This window comes from Cyanobium sp. BA20m-p-22 (assembly GCF_024346275.1).
Taxonomy (GTDB): domain Bacteria; phylum Cyanobacteriota; class Cyanobacteriia; order PCC-6307; family Cyanobiaceae; genus Cyanobium_A.
On the sequence record NZ_JAGQCQ010000027.1, the window covers coordinates 1 to 19,851 of the forward strand.

The 19,851-nt window shown below is 66.2% G+C and carries 18 protein-coding genes and 1 tRNA gene; 9 read left to right on the forward strand and 10 right to left on the reverse strand.

What is annotated here, in order from left to right; genetic code table 11:
• Positions 1 to 145 precede the first annotated feature (145 nt).
• Positions 146 to 784 (forward strand): alpha/beta hydrolase, encoded by a 639-nt coding sequence (locus KBZ15_RS04040; protein WP_255013585.1) that lies wholly within the window; start codon positions 146 to 148, stop codon positions 782 to 784.
• A gap of 10 nt (positions 785 to 794) precedes the next feature.
• Here KBZ15_RS04040 and KBZ15_RS04045 read toward each other — a convergent pair whose 3' ends face one another.
• On the reverse strand, positions 795 to 1,166 hold the full coding sequence (locus KBZ15_RS04045; protein WP_197147875.1) for a DUF3155 domain-containing protein: 372 nt from the start codon (positions 1,164 to 1,166) through the stop codon (positions 795 to 797).
• 431 nt (positions 1,167 to 1,597) lie between these two features.
• Here KBZ15_RS04045 and KBZ15_RS04050 point away from each other — a divergent pair, with 431 nt between their 5' ends.
• The gene (locus KBZ15_RS04050; protein ID WP_255013588.1) at positions 1,598 to 2,803 is read left to right on the forward strand and encodes a sensor histidine kinase KdpD; all 1,206 of its coding nucleotides are present in this window, start codon (positions 1,598 to 1,600) and stop codon (positions 2,801 to 2,803) included.
• On the opposite strand, the gene KBZ15_RS04055 is transcribed toward KBZ15_RS04050, so the two are convergent.
• Positions 2,772 to 3,539: an adenosylcobinamide-GDP ribazoletransferase gene (locus tag KBZ15_RS04055; protein ID WP_255013590.1), complete on the reverse strand. Its 768-nt coding sequence runs from the start codon at positions 3,537 to 3,539 to the stop codon at positions 2,772 to 2,774. The two genes, KBZ15_RS04050 and KBZ15_RS04055, sit on opposite strands and share 32 nt — an antisense overlap.
• A 37-nt stretch (positions 3,540 to 3,576) precedes the next feature.
• Between KBZ15_RS04055 and tgt the strand changes: the two genes are divergently transcribed.
• Complete coding sequence (gene tgt / locus KBZ15_RS04060; protein WP_255013611.1) at positions 3,577 to 4,710, forward strand: tRNA guanosine(34) transglycosylase Tgt; 1,134 nt, start codon at positions 3,577 to 3,579, stop codon at positions 4,708 to 4,710.
• Between the two features lie 29 nt (positions 4,711 to 4,739).
• On the forward strand, positions 4,740 to 4,883 hold the full coding sequence (locus KBZ15_RS04065; RefSeq protein ID WP_255013592.1) for a photosystem II reaction center protein K: 144 nt from the start codon (positions 4,740 to 4,742) through the stop codon (positions 4,881 to 4,883).
• A 134-nt stretch (positions 4,884 to 5,017) separates the two neighbouring features.
• On the opposite strand, the gene KBZ15_RS04070 is transcribed toward KBZ15_RS04065, so the two are convergent.
• Positions 5,018 to 5,743 carry a WecB/TagA/CpsF family glycosyltransferase gene (locus tag KBZ15_RS04070; RefSeq protein WP_255013595.1) on the reverse strand — a complete coding sequence of 242 codons (726 nt, stop codon included), beginning with the start codon at positions 5,741 to 5,743 and terminating at the stop codon, positions 5,018 to 5,020.
• Positions 5,744 to 5,802: 59 nt separating this feature from the next.
• Here KBZ15_RS04070 and KBZ15_RS04075 point away from each other — a divergent pair, with 59 nt between their 5' ends.
• On the forward strand, positions 5,803 to 9,096 hold the full coding sequence (locus KBZ15_RS04075) for a glycoside hydrolase family 15 protein (RefSeq protein ID WP_255013597.1): 3,294 nt from the start codon (positions 5,803 to 5,805) through the stop codon (positions 9,094 to 9,096).
• On the opposite strand, the gene KBZ15_RS04080 is transcribed toward KBZ15_RS04075, so the two are convergent.
• The 4 genes from KBZ15_RS04080 to KBZ15_RS04095 form a co-directional block, all read right to left on the reverse strand.
• Positions 9,093 to 10,085: a Gfo/Idh/MocA family protein gene (locus tag KBZ15_RS04080; protein WP_255013599.1), complete on the reverse strand. Its 993-nt coding sequence runs from the start codon at positions 10,083 to 10,085 to the stop codon at positions 9,093 to 9,095. The two genes, KBZ15_RS04075 and KBZ15_RS04080, sit on opposite strands and share 4 nt — an antisense overlap.
• Before the next feature lie 52 nt (positions 10,086 to 10,137).
• Positions 10,138 to 11,445 carry a hemolysin family protein gene (locus KBZ15_RS04085; protein WP_255013613.1) on the reverse strand — a complete coding sequence of 436 codons (1,308 nt, stop codon included), beginning with the start codon at positions 11,443 to 11,445 and terminating at the stop codon, positions 10,138 to 10,140.
• Between the two features lie 146 nt (positions 11,446 to 11,591).
• Positions 11,592 to 11,664: transfer RNA gene (locus KBZ15_RS04090), tRNA-Ile, on the reverse strand.
• 12 nt (positions 11,665 to 11,676) lie between these two features.
• Complete coding sequence (locus KBZ15_RS04095) at positions 11,677 to 12,306, reverse strand: Occludin/ELL family protein (protein ID WP_255013602.1); 630 nt, start codon at positions 12,304 to 12,306, stop codon at positions 11,677 to 11,679.
• 117 nt (positions 12,307 to 12,423) lie between these two features.
• Here KBZ15_RS04095 and pyrE point away from each other — a divergent pair, with 117 nt between their 5' ends.
• Together pyrE and KBZ15_RS04105 are read left to right on the forward strand one after the other, a co-directional pair.
• Entirely contained in the window at positions 12,424 to 12,993 is a 570-nt protein-coding gene (pyrE, locus tag KBZ15_RS04100; RefSeq protein ID WP_255013615.1) for an orotate phosphoribosyltransferase, read from the forward strand.
• Positions 12,990 to 13,946 (forward strand): folate-binding protein YgfZ, encoded by a 957-nt coding sequence (locus KBZ15_RS04105; RefSeq protein ID WP_255013604.1) that lies wholly within the window; start codon positions 12,990 to 12,992, stop codon positions 13,944 to 13,946. The genes pyrE and KBZ15_RS04105 overlap by 4 nt, the downstream gene beginning before the upstream one ends.
• Here KBZ15_RS04105 and KBZ15_RS04110 read toward each other — a convergent pair.
• Positions 13,937 to 15,409: a TM0106 family RecB-like putative nuclease gene (locus KBZ15_RS04110; protein ID WP_255013605.1), complete on the reverse strand. Its 1,473-nt coding sequence runs from the start codon at positions 15,407 to 15,409 to the stop codon at positions 13,937 to 13,939. The two genes, KBZ15_RS04105 and KBZ15_RS04110, sit on opposite strands and share 10 nt — an antisense overlap.
• An 81-nt stretch (positions 15,410 to 15,490) precedes the next feature.
• Here KBZ15_RS04110 and KBZ15_RS04115 point away from each other — a divergent pair, with 81 nt between their 5' ends.
• The gene (locus KBZ15_RS04115; protein WP_255013607.1) at positions 15,491 to 16,960 is read left to right on the forward strand and encodes a phosphoglucomutase/phosphomannomutase family protein; all 1,470 of its coding nucleotides are present in this window, start codon (positions 15,491 to 15,493) and stop codon (positions 16,958 to 16,960) included.
• Between the two features lie 4 nt (positions 16,961 to 16,964).
• Positions 16,965 to 17,585, forward strand: a complete 621-nt coding sequence (gene rdgB / locus KBZ15_RS04120) for an RdgB/HAM1 family non-canonical purine NTP pyrophosphatase (RefSeq protein ID WP_255013609.1) — start codon at positions 16,965 to 16,967, stop codon at positions 17,583 to 17,585.
• Here rdgB and KBZ15_RS04125 read toward each other — a convergent pair whose 3' ends face one another.
• Together KBZ15_RS04125 and KBZ15_RS04130 are read right to left on the reverse strand one after the other, a co-directional pair.
• Positions 17,586 to 19,106: a carotenoid oxygenase family protein gene (locus tag KBZ15_RS04125; RefSeq protein WP_396123397.1), complete on the reverse strand. Its 1,521-nt coding sequence runs from the start codon at positions 19,104 to 19,106 to the stop codon at positions 17,586 to 17,588. It abuts the gene before it with no gap.
• A 123-nt stretch (positions 19,107 to 19,229) separates the two neighbouring features.
• Positions 19,230 to 19,851: beta-ketoacyl synthase N-terminal-like domain-containing protein (locus KBZ15_RS04130; protein ID WP_315859844.1), on the reverse strand; the 622-nt coding region annotated here is incomplete at its 5' end.

Here is a 19,851-nt window from a genome sequence, read left to right on the forward strand (position 1 = left end):
AAATCAGCTGGTAGCCAGCCCCTACCAAGCCCTGGGCCAGGGGCACCAATCCCTCCTTGTTGGACACGCTGAGAAGGGCCGTGGGGGCCATGGCTGCCGGAGAGCGGGTTTGGGAGCCAACCTAAGCAGCAGCAGCGACCCAATCGTGACCCCTGACAACAAAGCAACTGGCGCTCCCGACGCCGGAGTGATCCGACGCGGCCCTGATCGCAGCGAGCAGCGGCTGGTGCTGCTGCACGGCTGGGGGGCCGATGCCGATGACCTGCTCGACCTGGCCGACCTGCTGGTCGGTCCAGCGGTGAGCGTGGTGGCGTTGCGGGCACCCCTGGGCCATCCCAGCGGTCAAGGGCGCCAGTGGTATGACCTGGAAGAGCCCAACTGGCCCCAGCTACCAGCGGCCCGGACCAGCCTGCGCACGCGGCTGGAAGCCTTGGCCACCGAGGTGCCCCTAGGGCAGACCGTGCTGCTGGGCTTTTCCCAGGGCGCCGCGATGGCCCTGGATGTGGCCACGACAGGCGAAGGCCTGGCCCTGGCAGGCCTGATCAGCTGCAGCGGCTACCCCCATCCCAACTGGCAACCCGGTGATCAGGCCATCAAAAAAATCCTGCTAACCCATGGAGAGCAGGATCCGGTGGTGCCCTATGGGGCCAGTGAAATGCTGCAGAAGCAACTGGGCAGGAGCGGCATAGACGCCGACCTGATCAGCTTTGCCGGGGGTCACACCATCGACAGCAGCCTGTTTCCAGCCCTGCGGGATTACCTAGGGGAGCAGTGGTCTGGCTGAATAGCCAGGCTCAGACGAAGGCGTATTCGTACTCCTCCATCTCCTCCCAGTCATCGGCAGCGAGGGCTTCGATGCCTTCAAACAACACCTCTTCACCGATGCGATCGACAATGGTGCGCAGGGAGGGGAACAGAAAGTGATTCTCCTCGGCGTACTGGGCACTAAACAGGCCCTTTTCGCCCCAGAAGAAGCGATCGGTGGTGTGTTCATTGCGGCGCACATTGAGGATCGCAGGCGGCTCCAGCAGCTCCTCAGCGATGTAGCGACGGGCTGCGGTGACCGGCTTGTGGGAGCCAGTCTCCAGTTTGAAAGTGGGAACGTGCGCCAGCACCCGCTGGCCTGCGAGCCGGCGACGGCTGATCCGCTTGCGCTTCTTGGACATTGAACTGCTCCCGCTGGGGAGGATTGAGGGGACGAAAAGAAACCCGAGGGTTGGGAAGGGACCATGGGAACGCAAGACATGCGCAGGGTCCGTGACTCAGCAAGCCCCTCAAACCGGATAACCGGAAAGAGGGGCGTCGCCAAACGTTCAGTTGTCCACAAGGATCAGCTGGCCCGGAGGTCAATGACTCCCCAACCCGCCCATTCGGGAAGGGGACAACAGGGAGAACGGATCGGCGAGAAGTCGAATCTTCCTCTGCTGTAGCCTCAATTGCTGAAAACCGCAACTGGGGGTGAGGGCGTCGCAACTTTGAGCCGCTGCCCGCATGCGGACCGCGTCGCCTTGGTCGACCCCTGGATCTTAAGACTTTTTTTACTGATTTCACCACTTGCTGCCATTTCTGAGCAGCAAGTTGGCGGTTGGGGCCCCAAATGCAAGTCTCAAAGCGCTTTTCAGCCCTGCTGAGCTTTCAGTTGGCCCAATTTGCCGACAGGAGTGATGTGCACTCCGTCGTTGTCTACGTGACTGAGCCTGGTATTGGCACCGGGCCCGGCAATGGCACTGAGCCAGGCACTAGCAGGGGGCCAGGCAATAGCAGGGGGCCAAGCCTGGTGCCCATTGGCCAGTGGCCGATCACCAGCCGCATCCTGCCGGCCGTGGAAGCAAACAGCACCTTGCGGGCCCCGGCCGAAAAACGCCGCTGGCTGCCGCTGCGCCACCAGAACGTGCTGCTTGGAGCCATCCAGGTGGAAACCCTTTCGGTGCCCTGGCCTGAAGGCCTCGGCCAGCGACTGCAGGCCGTTGCCCTCTGCCTGACCGAAGCCCTCTGCCTGGATCTGGAACAACAGCAACTGCAGCAGACCCTCAGACGGCAGGAGGCCGAGCTCAACGTCCTGTTGCACCAGTTGCGCAACCCCCTGGCGGCGCTTCGCACCTTTGGCCAACTCCTCCTGCGCCGCCTCGACCAGGACGGCCAGAACCGGCCGCTGGTCGAGGGCTTGCTGGCGGAGGAGCGCCAGCTCAACCGCTATATCGATGCCCTGAGCCGACTGGGCTCCCCGGACACCCCGACGGTCTCGGGCGAGACCGCCCAGCCCCTGCTTTTGCTGCCGCCCGCCCTGATCGGGCCCGAAGGCGAACCGTTGCGGGAGTGGCTCGAGCCCCTGCTGCAGCGGTCGGCCGCCACCGCGTCTCTACAGGGACGGCCCTGGCACCCTCCGGCCTGCATGCCCAGCTGGCGCGGAGACAGCGGCGCCGTGGCGGAAATCCTGGCCAACCTGCTCGAGAACGCCTTCCGGTACAGCCCGCCAGGAATAGCCATCGGGCTCCACTGCCAGCAGCTCTGCCAACCGCTCTGCCAGCCCCTCCCCCAGGGCCCCTGGCAGCTGACCGTGTGGGACGCCGGCGAACCGATCGCCGCGGCAGAACGGGAGGCGATCTTCGAGCGGGGCTTTCGGGGCCGTCAGGGTCAGACCTGCGCAGGCACGGGGCTGGGCCTGGCCCTGGCCAGGGACCTGGCCCGCAACCTTGGCGGCGAGCTGAGCCTGGTGCTGCCGCCGGCCGCAATCGCCCCGGAGCTGCCCGGCCAGGGCAATGCGTTCTGCCTCAGGCTGCCAGCCTCAGCCCCAAACCACTGAGCAGCAGAGCCAGGGTCTCGGCCCACTCCACGCTGGCGCCGTAGCTGTCGCCGCTGTGCCCACCGAGCCGCCTCCCCAGCCAGAGGGGCACCAACAGGGCCGGCACCAGCCCCCAGCCATCGGGCAGGGGCCAGGCCGCCCAAACCCAGCCCAGCAGGGCCACCAGCAGGACCACCAGCGCCGGCACCAGTTCCGCCCCCAACCCCCGCCAGTGCTGGCGATGAAAACCGGCGCTGCCCTGCTCCCGCAGGTAGGGGAAGCCGTGCATGGCCACCAGGGGGGCCATGCGGCCCCAGAAAGCCGCCCACACCAGGGCCAGCGGAGCTGCCCCCGCAAGGCAGAGCAGGGCTGCGGCCCGCAGCAGCAGCAGCAAAGCCAGGGCCTGCACACCGAAGGCCCCGACCCGACTGTCCGCCATGGCCTCCAAGGCCCGGGGGCCGGCCCCCAAACCATCGGCCGTATCCATGGCCCCATCGAGATGGAGGCCCCCGGTGAGCAGGAGGGCCAGGGCCAGCGCCAGGGCCACCTGGGCGCCAAGCGGCAGCCAGCCGGCCGTGAGCCACCAGAAAAACCCCTGCAGGCCGCCAATCACCAGGCCGATCAGCGGGCCGAAACGGGCGATGCGCTCAAAGCGCGGCGTTATCCAGGGCCAGGCAGGCAACACGGAATAAAAAATCCAGGCCCCGGCCAGGTCGGCCAGCCAACCTGGAGTCAGGGCGGGCAAGAGCTTCGGCAAGCGACACCTAGCGTCTGAACAGCACGGATTCGGCCTAATCAGCTTCCCACCCCCCTTCTCCTTCCAAATCACGGCCCGCTGCCCGCGCACCCGCGCCCGCTGCGGCTGCTTCCACACCCCCCACGGCGAGGTCACAACCCCCCGCTTCATGCCGGTGGGCACCCTGGCCACTGTCAAGGGCATCACCACCGACCAGCTCCGCGGCACCGGGGCCCAGATGGTGCTCTCCAACACGTTTCACCTGCACCTCCAGCCGGGTGAGCAGATCGTGGCCGATGCCGGCGGTCTACACCGCTTCATGGGCTGGCACGGGCCCATGCTCACCGATTCGGGCGGTTTCCAGGTTTTCAGCCTGGACCAGATCAACACGATCAACGACGAGGGTGTGGTGTTCCGCTCTCCCCGCGACGGCGCCCGCATCGAGCTGACGCCCGAGCGGGCAATGGCGATCCAGGAGCTGTTGGGAGCCGATGTGGCCATGGCTTTCGACCAGTGCCCCCCCTATCCAGCCAGTGAGGCGGAGGTGGCCACCGCCACTCGCCGCACCCACAGCTGGCTGGAGCGCTGCATCTCCAGCCACACCGCCCCCAACCAGGCCCTCTTCGGCATCGTGCAGGGGGGCTGCTTCCCCCACCTGCGCCAGGAGTCGGCCCGGGTGGTGGCCTCCATGAACTTGCCGGGAATCGCCGTGGGCGGCGTGAGCGTGGGCGAGCCCACCGAGGAGATGCATCGCATCGTGCGTCAGGTCGGGGCCCTGCTGCCCGAAGCGAAACCCCATTACCTGATGGGAGTTGGCACCTTGAGGGAAATGGCCCTTGCCGTGGCCCACGGCTTCGATCTGTTTGATTGTGTGATCCCCACCAGATTGGGCCGACATGGGGCGGCCCTGGTAGGCGGCGAACGCTGGAATCTTAAGAACGCCTGCTTCCGCCATGACCACAGCCCCCTCGACCGGAGCTGCCCCTGCCCGGCCTGTCGCCAGCACAGCCGGGCCTACCTGCACCACCTGATCAAAAGCGAAGAACTGCTGGGCAAGATCCTGCTGAGCTTGCACAACATCACCCAGCTGGTGCGCTTCAGCAGCGCCATGGCTCGGGCCATCGAAGAGGGCTGTTTTGCAGAAGATTTCACTCCCTGGGAAGCCAACTCTCCAGCCGCCCACACGTGGTAGCTTCCGCCTCTAGCTCAGTGATTTTCGGGATGGCCGCCTACGCCCTGCAGACCATGGCCCAGCTGCCTGAGGCCTACCAGGCCTTTGGTCCCCTGGTGGACATACTGCCGATTATTCCCCTGTTTTTCCTGCTGCTGGCCTTCGTGTGGCAGGCCTCTGTCGGCTTCCGCTGAACCAGTGGACTTTCGCTGAGCCAGTGGGCTTTCGCTGAACCTGTGGGCTTCGCTAGGGCGGGTAGGTCACCCCTGGCTTGCCTAATCACGTTGCTCCATCCACAGGAACCACGCCAAAAGCGCGCAGCTGATATTTATTGCTGCCGCAACACTGCCCATGCAAATTCTGGCAGGGCCAGCATTCGGCGCCAGCGACTGGGCTCCTGAATCAGCCTGTACAACCATTCGATCTGCAGAGCGCCCATCCAGCTGGGAGCTCTTTTTTTGACCCCAGCCCAAACGTCAAAGCTGCCGCCCACCCCCATCCAGATGCCGCCCCGCCGGCCGGGCAACCGCTGAATCCAGGTTTCCTGCCGGGGGATCCCGAGGGCCACCAGCACCAGGTCTGGTCTGGCTCCAACGAGCTGCTGTTCCAAGCCAGGCCAGGCTTCCTCCCTCTGGTATCCGTGGGCGGTAAGTACAAACTTCAGCCCGGGCAACTCCTGGCCCAGCCGAGTCGTGAGCCGCTCCATCACCGCCGGCGAGGCCCCCACCAGGGCAACGCGCCAGCCCTTAGAGGCCGCATGCACCAACAGCTCCCGGGCAAGCTCGATGCCGGGACTGCGACGCACCCGGTACCCCTGCAGCCCAAGGGCCCACACCACGCCGGCCCCGTCGGGGATCACCAAATCTGCCGCGGCGATGGCTGAGCCGAGCTCCGGGTCCAACCGAGCGGCCATCGTCATTTCTGCGTTCAAGGTGACGATCTGGCCGCCGCCGCCGGCATGGAGGGCCAGAGCGGCCTGGAACACGTCGGGGGAGACATTTACCGGAACCCCTAGGACGCCGGTGCGGACAGATTCGGGTGCCGTTGCTGCCATCAGGGGTGCGGTGGAAGAGGAGAATCTATGGCTGGCTTGCCACTGGCACTGGGACATCCATGGCCCAATCCCTGCCGCAATCCCTGCAAATGACAGGTTCGCTCGAAACCACCGGTTCGACCAACGAGTCAGGCCTGGATGCCACCCATCCTGACCAGGCCTGGGCGGTGCTGCAGGAGCTCGATGGCCAGATCGATCGGGTGGTGCTGGCCCGCCAGCATCCGATCACCGGCCTGCTGCCCGCCAGCACGGCCCACACCGTGCACGGCAACTACGGCGATGCCTGGGTGCGCGACTGCGTCTATTCAATCCAATGCGTCTGGGGGCTGGCCCTCGCCCATCGGCGGCTGCGGGGACCAAGCCGGCGGGTCTACGAGCTGGAAGCCCGGGTGCTGCAGCTGATGCGTGGCCTGCTCAACGCCATGCTGCGCCAGGCGACGAAGGTGGAGCGCTTCAAGCACAGCCTGCACCGGCTGCATGCCATCCACGCCAAGTTCGACACGGCCACCGGAGGTCCGGTGGTTGCCGACGACGGCTGGGGCCATCTCCAGCTCGACGCCACCGCCCTGTTCCTGCTGCAGCTGGCCCAGCTGACCCGCTCGGGGCTGGTGGTGCTGCAGAGCAGCCACGAGTGCGACTTCGTGCAAAACCTCGTGTACTACGTGGCCCGCGCCTACCGCATCGCCGACTACGGCATCTGGGAGCGGGGTGACAAGGGCAACCACGGCCAACCCGAGCGCAACGCCAGCTCGATCGGCCTGGTGAAAGCGGCCCTTGAATCCCTGGAGGGCCTCGACCTATTCGGCCCCCACGGCGATAACAGCTGCTGTCTGGTGATCCCCCACGACGCGATCGTGCGGCTGCGCCGCGCCCTGCGAAGCCTGCTGCCGCGGGAATCAGCCAGCAAGGAAGTCGACAGTGCCTGCCTCTCGGTGATTGGCTATCCCGCCTGGGCCGTGGAAGATCCCCAGCTCCGCCAGCGCACTTGGACCAAGATCCGAACGGAACTGGGGGGCACCTACGGCTACAAGCGCTTCCGCCGCGACGGCCACCAGACCGTGGTCGAAGACCACACCCGTCTGCATTACGAGCGGGAGGAACTGGCCGAGTTCGAGCACCTCGAGTGCGAGTGGCCCCTGTTCTGGGCCTACGAGCTGATCACCGCCTGTTGCGAGGAGCGCTGGCAGGAAGCTCGCCAGTGGCGCCAGCGACTGGCGGCGGTAAGCCTCGACCAGGAGGGGGGTGCGCTGCTGCCCGAGCTCTACCTGGTGCCCGCGGAGGCGATCGAGGCCGAACGGCGCCAGCCGGGCAGTCAGCGCCGGGTGGCCAATTCCAACGTGCCCCTGCTGTGGACCCAGAGCCTCACCTGGCTCTCCGACCTGCTCCTGCATGGACTGATCACCCCGGATGACCTGGATCCGATCGGACGCCGTCGGCCCAGCCCCCTCGGCGCCCAGCAGGTGCTCGTCGCCCTGGTGCCGGGCAATGCCGCCATCGCCGCGGCCCTGCAGGCAGCGGGTCTGCCCGTGGCCCAGGACAGCGCCAACCCTGGCCCCGTGCAGATCGGCAGCTCCCGGGCCCTGGCCCAGCGGCTGGCCCAGGTGGGAGCCAACCCCAGGCTCGGGCTCACTGGCCATCCCCGAGTGCGGATGGAAACCATGGCCACAGCCCGCCTCTACCGCCAAGTCGGCAGTCAGGGCGACAGTCAAGTCGAGAGACAGGTCGAAAGCCAGCACGCCTTTCTGCCCGCCGTCCTGGAGGAGGACACCTTTTATCTGGCCGACGACCCCGAACAGCTGGTCGACACCGTGCGGGCTGAACTGCGCCTGCTACAGCGTCACTGGCGGGGCAGCGGCTCACCGCTGCTGCTGGTGCCGGTAGCTCCGGGGGCCTTCCAGGCCAACCCCGAGGCCTTTCTGCGGCTGGGACGCAACCTGCAGGCGGGCCTGCTGGACGGCGTGCCCGTGCAATTGGCCCCCTTGGCTGAGCTGGTGGAGCAGGGCAGCTGGGTCGCCCTGCCGCCCCAGGCCGGCCCGGAATCCAAGCCAGAGCCTCCGGCACCCATCCCCCTGCGGGCCAGCACCAGGGAGGCCCCCCTCTCCGCCCGGGAGGAGCAGGAGCTCGAGCGCGACGACATCAGCATCGGCGAACTGGCAGAGCGGCTCTGGCGCAGTGCGTCCCTGGAGGAACAGGGGGAGGTGCTGGAGCAGCTGGTGCGGCGCCTGGGGCCCGATTCCCGCCTGCAGGGGCCCGCCGGCAACCAGCCCGTGCGACTGCGGGATCTGCTCGAGGAGGTCTACCGCCGCGCCCTGGCCGAAGCCGACTGGAACGTGGTGCGACGGGTCGCTGGGTCCCTCGACCTGGTGCATCCCCAGTTGGAGGATGCCCTCATCGACCTGCTGGTGCGCCAGAAGCAGGTGGTGGTGGGGCGGAACTACACCAGCGATTCCCGGATCAGCGCACCCCAGGGCAGCGCCAGCATCGCCGGGATGATCAAGCGGTTCAGCGGTGAGGACGGCCGGGAGTGGATGCTGCAGCAGGAACTGTTGCTGGCCCTCGATGGCCTGGCCCGCCGCGAGCCAGACCTGCTCAGTGGCAGCCTCACCCTGCAACTGGGCCAGCTGCTGCTGCTGCTCACCGGTGAACTGGCCACCGAAGCCGATCTCAGCCCGAGCGACGCCTTTGAAGCCCTCTGCGACCAGCCTCCCCACGCCATCCAGCGCCGGTTGCGGGCCGTGCTCGCCGACCTGGAGCACGCCAAGGCCGCCCTGCAACGCAAGGAGCAACTGAATGTGAGCGGGCGGGTGCGCTGGGCCGTGCCCGCTCCCCAGGCTGAGCTGCCCAAGGGGGGCTGCTGGCTGCAGCACCGACTGCGCCTCGGCGCCCTGGGCAGGGTGCCTCGCGATTTCTACCCCGGCATCTGGGACCTGCTGCACCACTGCCGCGGCATCGTCATCGGCGACAAACTCGAGAAGCGCAACCGGCTCGACAGCGCTCCGCTGCTGAGCGAGAAGACCCCGGGGGAACACAACTTCGCCGCTCTTGTGGATCACCTGCTGAGCAAGATCGAAGCGCCGGACTACCGCCAGCTCTGCACCGAAACCCTGATCACCCTGATCGCCTTCGTGGGGGCTAACCCTGCGGTGATCTTCGACAATGACCTCGTGCTGGATGTAGTTATCGGTCACGCCGTGCGGGTGGGCTGGCAACAACGGCACCCCACCATCGCGCCAGAGCAGTATGGCCAGCACAAGGCAGACGCCTGGGATGGCTTCTACCTCTCCTCACCGGCAGACTGCCGCCACTGGCAACTGGAGGCCCTGCGCCAACTCGCCGAAGGCAGCCTCGCTTAGATCGGCTCCCCCAGGCTCATGCACAAGTTGGGCTGTTCAACGCACTGCTCAATCAAATCGGCAAGCTGCAGGGCCCTCGATGCCTGTAAACCATCCACCTGGGGAACCTCAACGCCGCGAACACACTCAAGAAAATGCTCCAGCTCGGCGTAGAGAGGCTCGATTGAGGTGGTACTCACCTCCTCGATCAGGCCATCGGAGCGATACACCAGTTCACCGTGGTCGGCGCTGACCGATTCATGGGCCCGGCGGTGGATGTGCAGGGTGCGGTTGAGGAAGTCGGTTTCCACCAGGCTGCCGCGGCAGTGGGCACTGAGGCTGCGAATCTTGCGGTGGGCCATCTTGCTGGCCGTCAGGCTGGCCACCACTCCATTGGCAAAGGCCAACGTGGCGTTGACGTAGTCGATCGGTCCGGCGGCCGTGCGCCCCCCGGCTGCGGCCAAGCGGATCACGGGGGCACCGGCCAACTCCAACACCAGGTCGATGTCGTGGATCATCAGGTCGAGCACCACCGACACGTCGTTGGCCCGGTCGGGATTGGGGCTGTGGCGGCGGGCTTCCAGCACCACCACCTCCTCATTGGCCACCACCTTGACCAACTCCCGGAAGGCCGGATTGAAGCGCTCGATATGCCCCACCTGGAGCAGGCGGCCCGCCTGGTCGGCGGCTTGGATGAGTTCGAGGGCCTCCTGCTGACTGGCGGCGATCGGTTTCTCAATCAGCACATGCACCCCTGCTTTGAGGCAGGCCAGGCCTACCCGGTGGTGCAACAGGGTGGGCACAGCGATGCACACCGCATCCACCTCGGCCAGCATTTCTCCATAGTCCGGAAACCAACGGCAGCGAAACTGCTGGGTGGCCAGCTGGCCGCGGGCCGCATCCGGATCGGCCACACCCACCAGCTGGGCGTCCTTGATCAGGCTGAGAACCCGGGCATGGTGCCAGCCCATGTTGCCGATGCCGATGACACCCACGCGCACAGGGATCAAGGCAAGGCTCTCGACTGGGGGCATTATCGGTGCAGGGAGCCGCCCAGGCGGCTTAATTCTCCTCGGCGGCGGGGGAATCCACCACCGGACGCTCGATCTGCACCCGTTCAATCCGGGGGCCATTCATGGCCAGCACCAAAAACTGGTGCCCCTTCCAGCGCAGACCCTCCCCCGGAGCCGGGATGTGCTGGAGCCGTTCCAGGAGAAAACCCGCCAGCGTGTGGTGTCCATCCGCTTCAGGCAACTGCAGGGACAGTTGCCTGTTGAGCTCAAAGATCTCGAGATCCCCGGCCACAGACCAGCAGCCCTCGGCGAGTTGCTGGAGGTCCTGGGCTGACTCGAGTGAGTCGTCCTCGTCACCGACGATCTCGCTGGTGAGGTCAGCCACCGTGACCAGGCCCTCCGTGCCTCCATGCTCATCCACCACCACCAGCAGGGGCTGACCACTGCGGATCAGGGGTAGCAACTCGGCTAGGGGAGTGCTCTCCTGCACCCGAGCCACCGGGGTGATGTAGGGAGCCAAAGGGGTTTCGGCCGTGAGCAGCCCCCTGGCGATCGGATCGGCCAGGCGGCGCAGATCCAACATGCCCCGCACATCGTCTAGGGAGCTGCCAATCACCGGAAAGCGGGCGTGGGCAGTGTCGTGCACCTCCCGCATCAACTCAGCGAAGCTGACATCCACGGGCAGAGTGACCATGCCGGAGCGGGGCACCATCACCTCCCGCACCAGCGTGTCCCGCAGGGAAAACACCCCTTCAAGGATGCTGCGTTCATCGGGCATCAGCCCTGTGACGCTGCCGGTTTCAATCAGGGTTTCGAGTTCACCGGCGGAGAGCACGGGCACAAGTTCATCCCAGTTGCGCGGTAGCCCCAGCAAGCGCAGCAGCCCGGCGCTGAAGCGCTCCACCAGGGAAAGCAGGGGCATCAGGCTGCGAATCACAGAATCCAGCAGCGGCGCCAGCCGCAGGGCAGAGACTTCCGGGCGATGGAGCACCCAGGCCTTGGGCAATACCCCCCCAAAAACCGTGGCGAACAGCACCAGGAGCAGAAAGACAACAGCATCCAGCCACCCCTGGGGAACCGAGCCGAGGGGGCCCCGACCCGCCCATGCCGCCCCCAGCTGTTCAGCCAGGCCCCGTCCGGCCCAACCCAGCGCCACCAGGGAGAGGGCCGCTCCCAATTGGGTGGCCACCAGCACCCGCCGCAGCCGGCTCTGCAATTTGGCAACGGCCAGGGCCCCGGCCTCGCCCCCTTCCTGCAGCTGGCGCACCCGACTTGGTCTGAGGCGAATCAGGGCAAATTCCCCAGCGGCAAAAAAAGCCAGCAGGGCCAAAAGAATAACCAGAGCCAGGAGTTGAATCACGGGAAGACCCACCCTGGAAGCCAGCACTGGGGCGAGGCTAGGAGCTGGGGATCGATCGGCAGGTTCTTAGTAATAGCAAATATGAAATAGGAGATATTCAATAGCCAATCGTCAGTAGAGAATGGAGAATAGAGAATGGGTAATGGGGGTCCCGAGGATCGAACTCGGCTAAGGCGAATTATGAGTTCGCTGCATTCACCAGATTGCTAGACCCCCGTCCATCCGGAGCTACCAAAGACCCCGAACCGGGGTTCGATAGCTCGCTCCCCCATCTTGCCAGCCGCCACCTGGCTGGATTGGGGCGGGCTGGATTGGGGCGGGCTGGGTTGGGCCAGCTGATCCAAGGCTGCCTGAGTAACCGTTGGGCACATCGACGGTGCGCCAGGGCATCGGCCCACTTTGTTGCTCAAGCAGTACCCGATAGGTGTTTTCCACCGCGGTGCCATCCCAGACGATCGCTTGGTCAGGAAAACCCAGGCCCATCACCCTGGTGCCATCAACTCCTCCCAGGGCAATGCCGAAGAGGTCGGTGATCTGATTGGTGAGGCTCACCCCGGGGGCATAGGGCGCCCTGAAGCTGTAGAAGCGCTTTTCCATGAGTGCAGGGGGGGTCTGCACCTGGCCGCAGCGGGTGACCTCAACCGGACCAGAGGCCACTCCTAACTCCCCTGCTGAGGCCCCAACCCCGCTGCGCGCACCACTTAGCAGGGGGGGCTCGAGCGTGGTGGTGCACACCACCGGACCAGCCCAGGCAGATTCACCTAACAGGTGAACCAGCAGGGCGCCTGCCAGGAGCAGGGTGGCACTGAGCCGGGTGGCACTGAAGAGGGTGGTGCTGAACAGGTTGGTATTTGCCATGGATCCAATGGGCCCTTCAACTGGCGGGGGGTCGTTGGCCGCAAACTAGACAACCCATCTCGATTGAACCAGGCCTTGTCGACCCTTTCCCCCGCCATCACCCTTCCCCCCGCAGAGATGCGGATGGCGCTGTTGCCTCTTCTGGCCACCAAGGCCTACCGGCACGGCAACTTCACCCTGGCATCGGGACGCACCAGTCACCATTACGTGAATTGCAAGCCCGTCAGCCTCAGCGGCAGCGGCCTGGCCCTGCTGGGGGCCCTACTGCTGGAGCAGGTGGAGCCGGAAGCCAAGGCGGTGGCCGGCCTGACCCTCGGCGCCGATCCGCTGGTAAGCGCCGTGGCCATGGCCGCCGCCCTGGGGGGGCGCCCCCTGGACGCCCTGATCGTGCGCAAGGAGGCGAAGGGCCATGGCACCGGGGCCTGGCTGGAAGGGCCCCTACCGGCACCTGGCAGCCCCATAACCGTGCTGGAAGACGTCGTCACCACCGGTGGATCCGCCCTGAAGGCTGTGCAGCAGCTGCGGGAGGCGGGCTACCGGGTCGAACGGGTGGTGACGATCGTGGATCGCCAGGAAGGGGGCCAGGAGGCGATGCAGGCCGCAGGCCTGGAAATGCGCAGCCTGTTCCTGCTGGCGGAGGTGGCAGCTTTGGCCGCAGAACTGGCCGCAGAACTGGCAACGTCATGAAGCCGAGCCCCTGGGACTGGCAAGCCGCAGGCCCTCGCCGGATCGAGCAAGCCGCCAGCCTGATCAGGCTGGACGGGCCAGACACCCGCCGGGTTCTGCACGGCCAAACCAGCGCCGCCATCGACGGCTGCCCAGCCGGCAGCTGGATCCCCACCTGCTGCATCACCGCCACCGGGCGCCTGCGGGGCCTCGCCGAGGTACTCCTCGATGACGCCGGAGCCTGGCTGCTGATCAGCGGTGGGGATCCAGCCAGCATCTGGCAGGCCCTGGATCGGGTGCTCTTTCCCGCCGATCAGGTGCGTCTGGGGCCCGTGATGCCAGCCCGGATGGTCACACCCCTGGGCGAGGGGAGGCCGGATCAATGGCCCCAAAGCCCCGCAGGCCGTTGGCTGGCCCTGGAAAATGCCAGCCCTAGCTGGCTACTGGGCGAGCAGCTGGTGATCCCGGCTGATGGGGAACTGCCCCCCTGGCTGGCGGATCTGCCGCCTCTCTCCCCGCAGGACCAGGAGCGCTGGCGGATCCAGCAGGGCCTGGCCGATTGGCCCTGGGAAATCAACGACTCCACCAACCCGTTTGAGCTGGGGCTGGCGGACCGGGTCAGCCTCAGCAAAGGCTGCTACGTGGGCCAGGAAACCCTCGCCAAGCTGAGCACCTATGACGGGGTCAAACAGCAGCTCAGGCGCTGGTACGGGAGCAGCTCGGAGGGGACGGATGGGCCTACCCCGGGGGCACCGCTGTTCGGCCTGGATGACGATTCGGCCAGCCGGGCTGGTCAAATCACATCAGCGTTGGCCTTGGCTGGGGGCCTTTGGATCGGCCTGGCCCTGGTGCGGCGCCAGGCCCTAGAGCGCAACGAGTTACGGCTGGGCCAGGAGCCCAACGGGCCGATCCTGCAGCTCTCGCTCCCCCCAGCCTGGGTGGATCCCCCGGCCGGGGCCGGGCGTCAGGTCTGAGCCAGCAGCCAGCGCACCACTGCCCAGGTGGCCAGGCTGTCGTCGCGGTTGTAAAGGAATATCCGCTGCAACTGCTGGCGACTGGCCCGGCCGCGGCCATCACCACCACGATGCCAGTGGCGCCACTGGCGCCACCAGAGCAGGCAGCGGGCCCCATCCACCCCCTTCTGGCTCCAGGTGAAGCCCAGCCAGCCGGCCACAGCCTTGAGCCCATAGCTGCTCACCGGCAGGCGCCAGTGGCTGCGCAGGCGCGCATGCACATCCAGCATCCGGCCTCGCAACCGCTGCACTTCAACCTCGCTGGCTCCCTGGCGCTGGGCCATCCGCACCAGGCCGATCACCTCGGTTTCGCCGTAGTGCAGCACGGGCCAGTCTGGATAGCGATCCAAAAATCGCTTCAGCCGCTGCCAGAGGCGCTGCTCGCCATGCTCCTGCAGGGCCAGGAGCGGCTGGTAGCGCCAACTCTGCTCCTTCCATCCCCCCGCGCCATCGGCCTCCAGCACCAGAAACCCGTGCAGGAAATCGTCGCGGGCATCAGGGTCCGATTCGATGTCATAGAGCAGCACCCCGGGGGCCTGGGCCAGCTCCGGCAGCACCGGGCCAGCCCCCAGCCGCTGGGGAATGCCCGTGGCCTGCACCCGGGCCTGGGCAACCAATTCAGCGGCAATCTCACGATGCTGCTCCCCATAGACGGCCAATTCCTCGGCCAATTGCTCCGGGTTCCGGGATGCCAAATCCGGCAGGTTGGTCACCCCCCGCTCCAGCAACATCTCCCGCCGTTTACCGCCAATACCGCTGACCTCGCTGAGGTGCCCCATCGCCGCAGCCTCCCGGTCGCAAGGGCCGCGCCAACTGCAGAGGGTGCACTTCTTGCGGTCGTTCACCAAGGGAGGCGCTGTGGCCTCGGCCAGATCTGCGGAGAGACGCTGCAGGCTCTCATCGAGCTGATGCTGGAGGCCAGCGCCCAGGGCCAGGCGCTCCTGCTGCAGGGCCCGCCCCGCCCCCGCCAACACCAGGCCATGGGGCACGGGAGCCTGCTGGTGCTCTGCCAAAAGGCGGCCCCAGAGGGAGAGCACCAGCCGGGCCTCCCGGGTCAAGCGGTAGCCCTGCCGGGCCAGCACCGGCCGATAGGCGAAATCCCCCCAACGGCTGGTGCCTGCAATGCGCTCGAGCAGGGCGGGGTGGGCCTCCAGCCTCCGCCCCTGGGGGTCATGCCCGCGCAGGCGCAAGCCCACCACCCCTGGGGCTCCAGCGGCACAGGCCGCCTCTCCATGGCCCGGCCTATTTGCCAGCAGGGTCTGAAAGCTGCGTAGCTGGTCACTCAGGGCCAGGGCGCGGTGGGCATTCCAGCGGCGCTCACCAGCCACGCCAAATCGATCCAGCCAGGCGCGGCGCCGGCAGCGCAGCCAGCTGCGCAGCAGGCGGTCGGTAAGGGGCTGGTCGGCGGGGAGGGGCGCAGTCAAGGGGGGCATCCACTCGCAGAGACGCTAGTGCTGAGGAGCGGGCGGCACAGCAGAATCAGCTGAGCTCGGCTTCCGCGCCCCATGGCTTCAGCCCCCCTGCCCTTGGCAGCAAGTCCGATCGCCTTCGGCACCGATGGCTGGCGCGGCATCCTGGGCGTCGACATCACCATGGAGCGCCTGCTGCCAGTCGCGGCGGCCGCGGCCCAGGAACTGGCCCACTCGGCCCCGACAAGCCTCACCAGCCGAGAGGTGATCATCGGCTATGACCGCCGCTTCCTGGCCCCCGAGCTGGCCCAAGCGATCTGCAGCGCCGTGCGGGGCTGCGGCCTGACCCCCCTGCTCTGCGACACCCCCACCCCCACCCCCGCCTCTAGCTGGGCGGTAGTGCAACGCCAGGCCCTGGGAGCTTTGGTGATCACGGCCAGCCACAACCCACCGGAATGGCTAGGGCTGAAAATCAAGGGCCCGTTCGGCGGCTCGGTGGAGGGCGACTTCACCGGCCGTGTTGAAACCCGACTGGCCGCCGGCGGACTGACCGTGCCCATACCTGGCGAGGTTGGCCAATTTGATGCCATGGGCGCCTACGTGGCCGGGCTCCAGGCCAAGGTCGACACCGCCGCCCTGGCCGAGGGGCTGGATCGGCTGGGGCTGACGGTGATCGTGGACCCGATGCACGGCTCCGCAGCCGGGGTGCTGCCGGCCCTGCTGGGCGAAGGGGCCACAAACAGCGGCGCGATCAGCGAGATCCGGGCCCGGCGCGACCCCCTGTTTGGCGGCAACCCTCCCGAGCCCCTGGCGGCCTACCTGGGCGAGCTGATCGGCGCGGTCCAAGCGAGCACCGCCGCGGGGCGGCCGGCCATGGGCATCGTGTTTGACGGCGACGGGGATCGCATCGCAGCCGTGGATGAGCGCGGCCGCTTCTGCAGCACCCAGCTGCTGATGCCCCTGTTCATCGACCATCTGGCCCGGGCCCGCCAGCTGCCGGGAAACGTGATCAAAACCGTCAGCGGCTCCGACCTGATGCAGCTGGTGGCTGAGGATCTGGGCCGCACGGTGATCGAGATGCCGGTGGGCTTCAAATACATCGCAGCTGAAATGCTCAGCAGCGATGTGCTGGTGGGAGGCGAGGAATCGGGTGGCGTGGGCTTCGGCATGCACCTGCCCGAGCGGGACGCACCCTTTGCGGCCCTGCTGCTGATCGAGGCCCTGGTGGAGGGCGGTGTTCCCCTGGGGGAGCGAATCGATGCCTTGCAGCAGCGCTGCGGCGGCGCGGCGGCCTACGACCGGCTCGACCTGCGGCTGGCCAACATGGAAGCCAGGCGGCGTTTGGAGGCCAAGTTGGCAGAGGCCCCCCCCAGCGCAGTCGCCGGCTGCCCCGTGCTGGAAGTGATCACCACCGATGGGGTAAAACTGCGACTCGGCCCCAGCCACTGGCTGATGTTGCGCTTCTCAGGCACCGAGCCACTCCTGCGGCTCTACTGCGAAGCCCCCACGGTCGCTCGGGTGAACGAGGTGTTAATCTGGGCCCGTGAGCTGGCGGAGGCGGTCTGAGGCCATGGCGCCCCTAGGCCTAGACCTGGCCCTAGACCCAGCACCCTTCAGCCGATTGGTGATCGCCAGCACCAATGCCGGCAAAATACGCGAATTTCGCCAGTTATTGGCTGGCATGGGCCTGGAAATCGATGCCCAGCCTGGGGATCTGGAGGTGGAGGAAACAGGTGCAACCTTCGCAGAAAATGCCCGCCTCAAAGCGATCACAGTTGCCAGACACAGCGGCAGCTGGACCCTGGCAGATGATTCGGGCCTCAGCGTCGCTGCCCTCAATGGAGCACCCGGGGTGCACTCCGCTCGCTACGCAGCCACGGACCCAGCCCGCATCTCCCGACTTCTAAACGAACTGGCAGGCAGCAGCGACCGCACTGCCCGATTCAGCGCAGCCCTAGCCCTGGCTGATCCCAATGGCAATGTGCGCATCGAAGTGGAGGGCCTCTGCGCGGGCGTGATTCTGGAGGCCCCCCGCGGCGAGGGGGGGTTTGGCTACGACCCGGTGTTTTTCGTGCCGGAGACCGGCCTCACCTACGCCGAGATGGACCAGACCCTCAAGGGCCGCATCGGCCACCGGGGCCGGGCCTTCGCCCAACTCGAGGCACCCCTAAGGGAGTTGTTGGGCAGCTGATCAAGTGGCAGCTGCCCAGCTGCCATGCAGGCCATAGGGGATCGCCAATGGGAGCTCCAGCACTGCCTGTTCAGCCAGATCGTCGGCCCCGAGAATCACCAGGTCAGTGGCGCAGCGGGCTCCGTTCCAAACCGGCACCAACACCCAGCCACTGTCTTCGGCAGGACTGTCTTCGGCAGAAGATGCTGGGCGGGGCACCATTACGGGCTCGGTGACAAAGCCGCGGGGGGCCGCACTCCACAGCCGACGCTCTCCGGTTTGGAGGTCAAGTTTCTCAATGGCCTGTAAGGGACCATTGCCCCGTTCGCACTCCGCTACCGCCATCCAGGCAAAGCGCGCTTCAAGACCTTGGTGGGCGGGGTTGACCATCGCGAACTCGCAGCAACGCTGCTCCAGCCACTCGCTCTGCACCGTGCCGGAGCGGGGGTCGATTCGGCAGCGGCGGAGTTGCCCCTCCGGAATCGAGGCAAAGTCGATCTCGCGGAAATCAACCTGGGGGCCGATCGAGGGGAAGTCTTTGTAGTAGATCGAATCCACCACCACTTCACCGCTAGCGGGATCCTCAAAGGCATTGAGGTGGTGAAACACAAAACCCTCGGGCGCTGGCAGCTGCACTGGTTTGGCGCCGGCATGGTGGCCGCTCTGACGAGGCACTAACCAGAACTGGCCGGCTTCGCCGGGCTTGGAGGCCAGGCACTGGGCCGCCCCCTTCTGGCCAAACACGAAGGGCAGGGGGTTGAAGGCCACAGCGTTCTGAAGAAACACTGCCCAGCTAGGGGTGACGGCGAAATCGTGGAGGAAGGCAAACCCCTTGAAGCTGTGGCTGCTGTCGGCCACCAGCTCACCGGCCCGCACGCCGTCGGGCTGATCCTCGGTGGCGAACTCCATCAGTCGGATCGTGCTGGTGGGGCCCGCCTTGACACCGAAAGTCACCATGCGGGGCTCACCGTGGTGACCTGGATCGAAGCGGGGATGGGCACTGAAGGCCTCACCAGGCTTAAGTACCCCGTCAAGCCGTGACAGGCCGCGGGTCTCAAGGGTTACGGGATCAAGGGCATGGGGCTCGGCCGCCTCCCAGAGCGCCAGCAGCTGATCGCCGAGCCGCACCACATGGGTATTGGCGATGTTCTTGAGGCGCAAATCGAAGGCATTGGCCAAGACACCACCAGGCTTCTGGGTGCCAAACACCCCCCGATAGACGAAGCGCCCGGCCCGCTCTTCGGCCAGCCAGCCCTCGGTACGCACGAAACGGTTGCTCAGGTGGACCTGACCGGCTTCAAATCTGAGGGCCGCGACCATGCCATCGCCGTCGAAGGGGTGATGGACCCAGAGGCCGCCTCGCTCAAGCCGGCCCGGACCATTGCGATACAGGGTGCCCGCCAAATCTTTTGGGATGGTGCCCCGAACGGCAACTACCAACTCGTCACTGAGCTCTAGGCCGACGTTGCGGAAGGCGCCTGACCAGTCAGCTCGGTCGAAACGGGGACCATCCGCAACTGGGGGTGTGGCAGAGGAAATCACGCTGGGCTGGGAAGCAAGGAATTTTTATCTGAAATCTTTCTAGCGGTTTGCACTCCCAACCGCGTTGATCACCTTGGCCGAGGGGGGCGCAATTCCCATTAAGAACTCGATAGCCGAATAGCCCTAGGCACTTGCCCACACAAGAGATACATTATGACCACCAAAACCAAATGTATTTTTTATGGCAAAACGCTGGGAAAGATTCACCAGACAGGGCTCAGAAGCGGTAGGAATATTAAGGCCTATCTCCGGATCCCGCGGGGTTGAGTTAACGCTCACCGGCACCACGCCAGCCTGAAGGGCCTTAATTGTCAAGACCGATTCCACCGAACCAGCTCCACCCAGCAGATGGCCCAGGGCGCCCTTGGGAGCGGTGACCCAAAGATCCTGGATAGAGGCACCAAAAGCAGTTTCAATCGCCCGGGATTCAGCTAGATCTCCGATCCGGGTACCGGTTGCGTGGGCGCTGATGAAGTTCACATCCTGAGCTGATATATCCGCATCCCGCAGGGCCAAACTGATCGCCCTGGCTGCGTGCACTCCCTCGGGATGGGGTGTAGCCAGATGGTGCGCGTCACTCGTCATCCCGGCACCCATCAGCAGCGCCTGCACGTCCGCATACCGGGCCCTGGCATCCTCCAGGCGTTCGAGCACAATTGCCCCAGCCCCTTCACTCAGGACAAAGCCCTCACGATCTGCGGCAAACGGGCGACAAGAAGAGGCTGGATCGTCAAGTCTTGAAGAA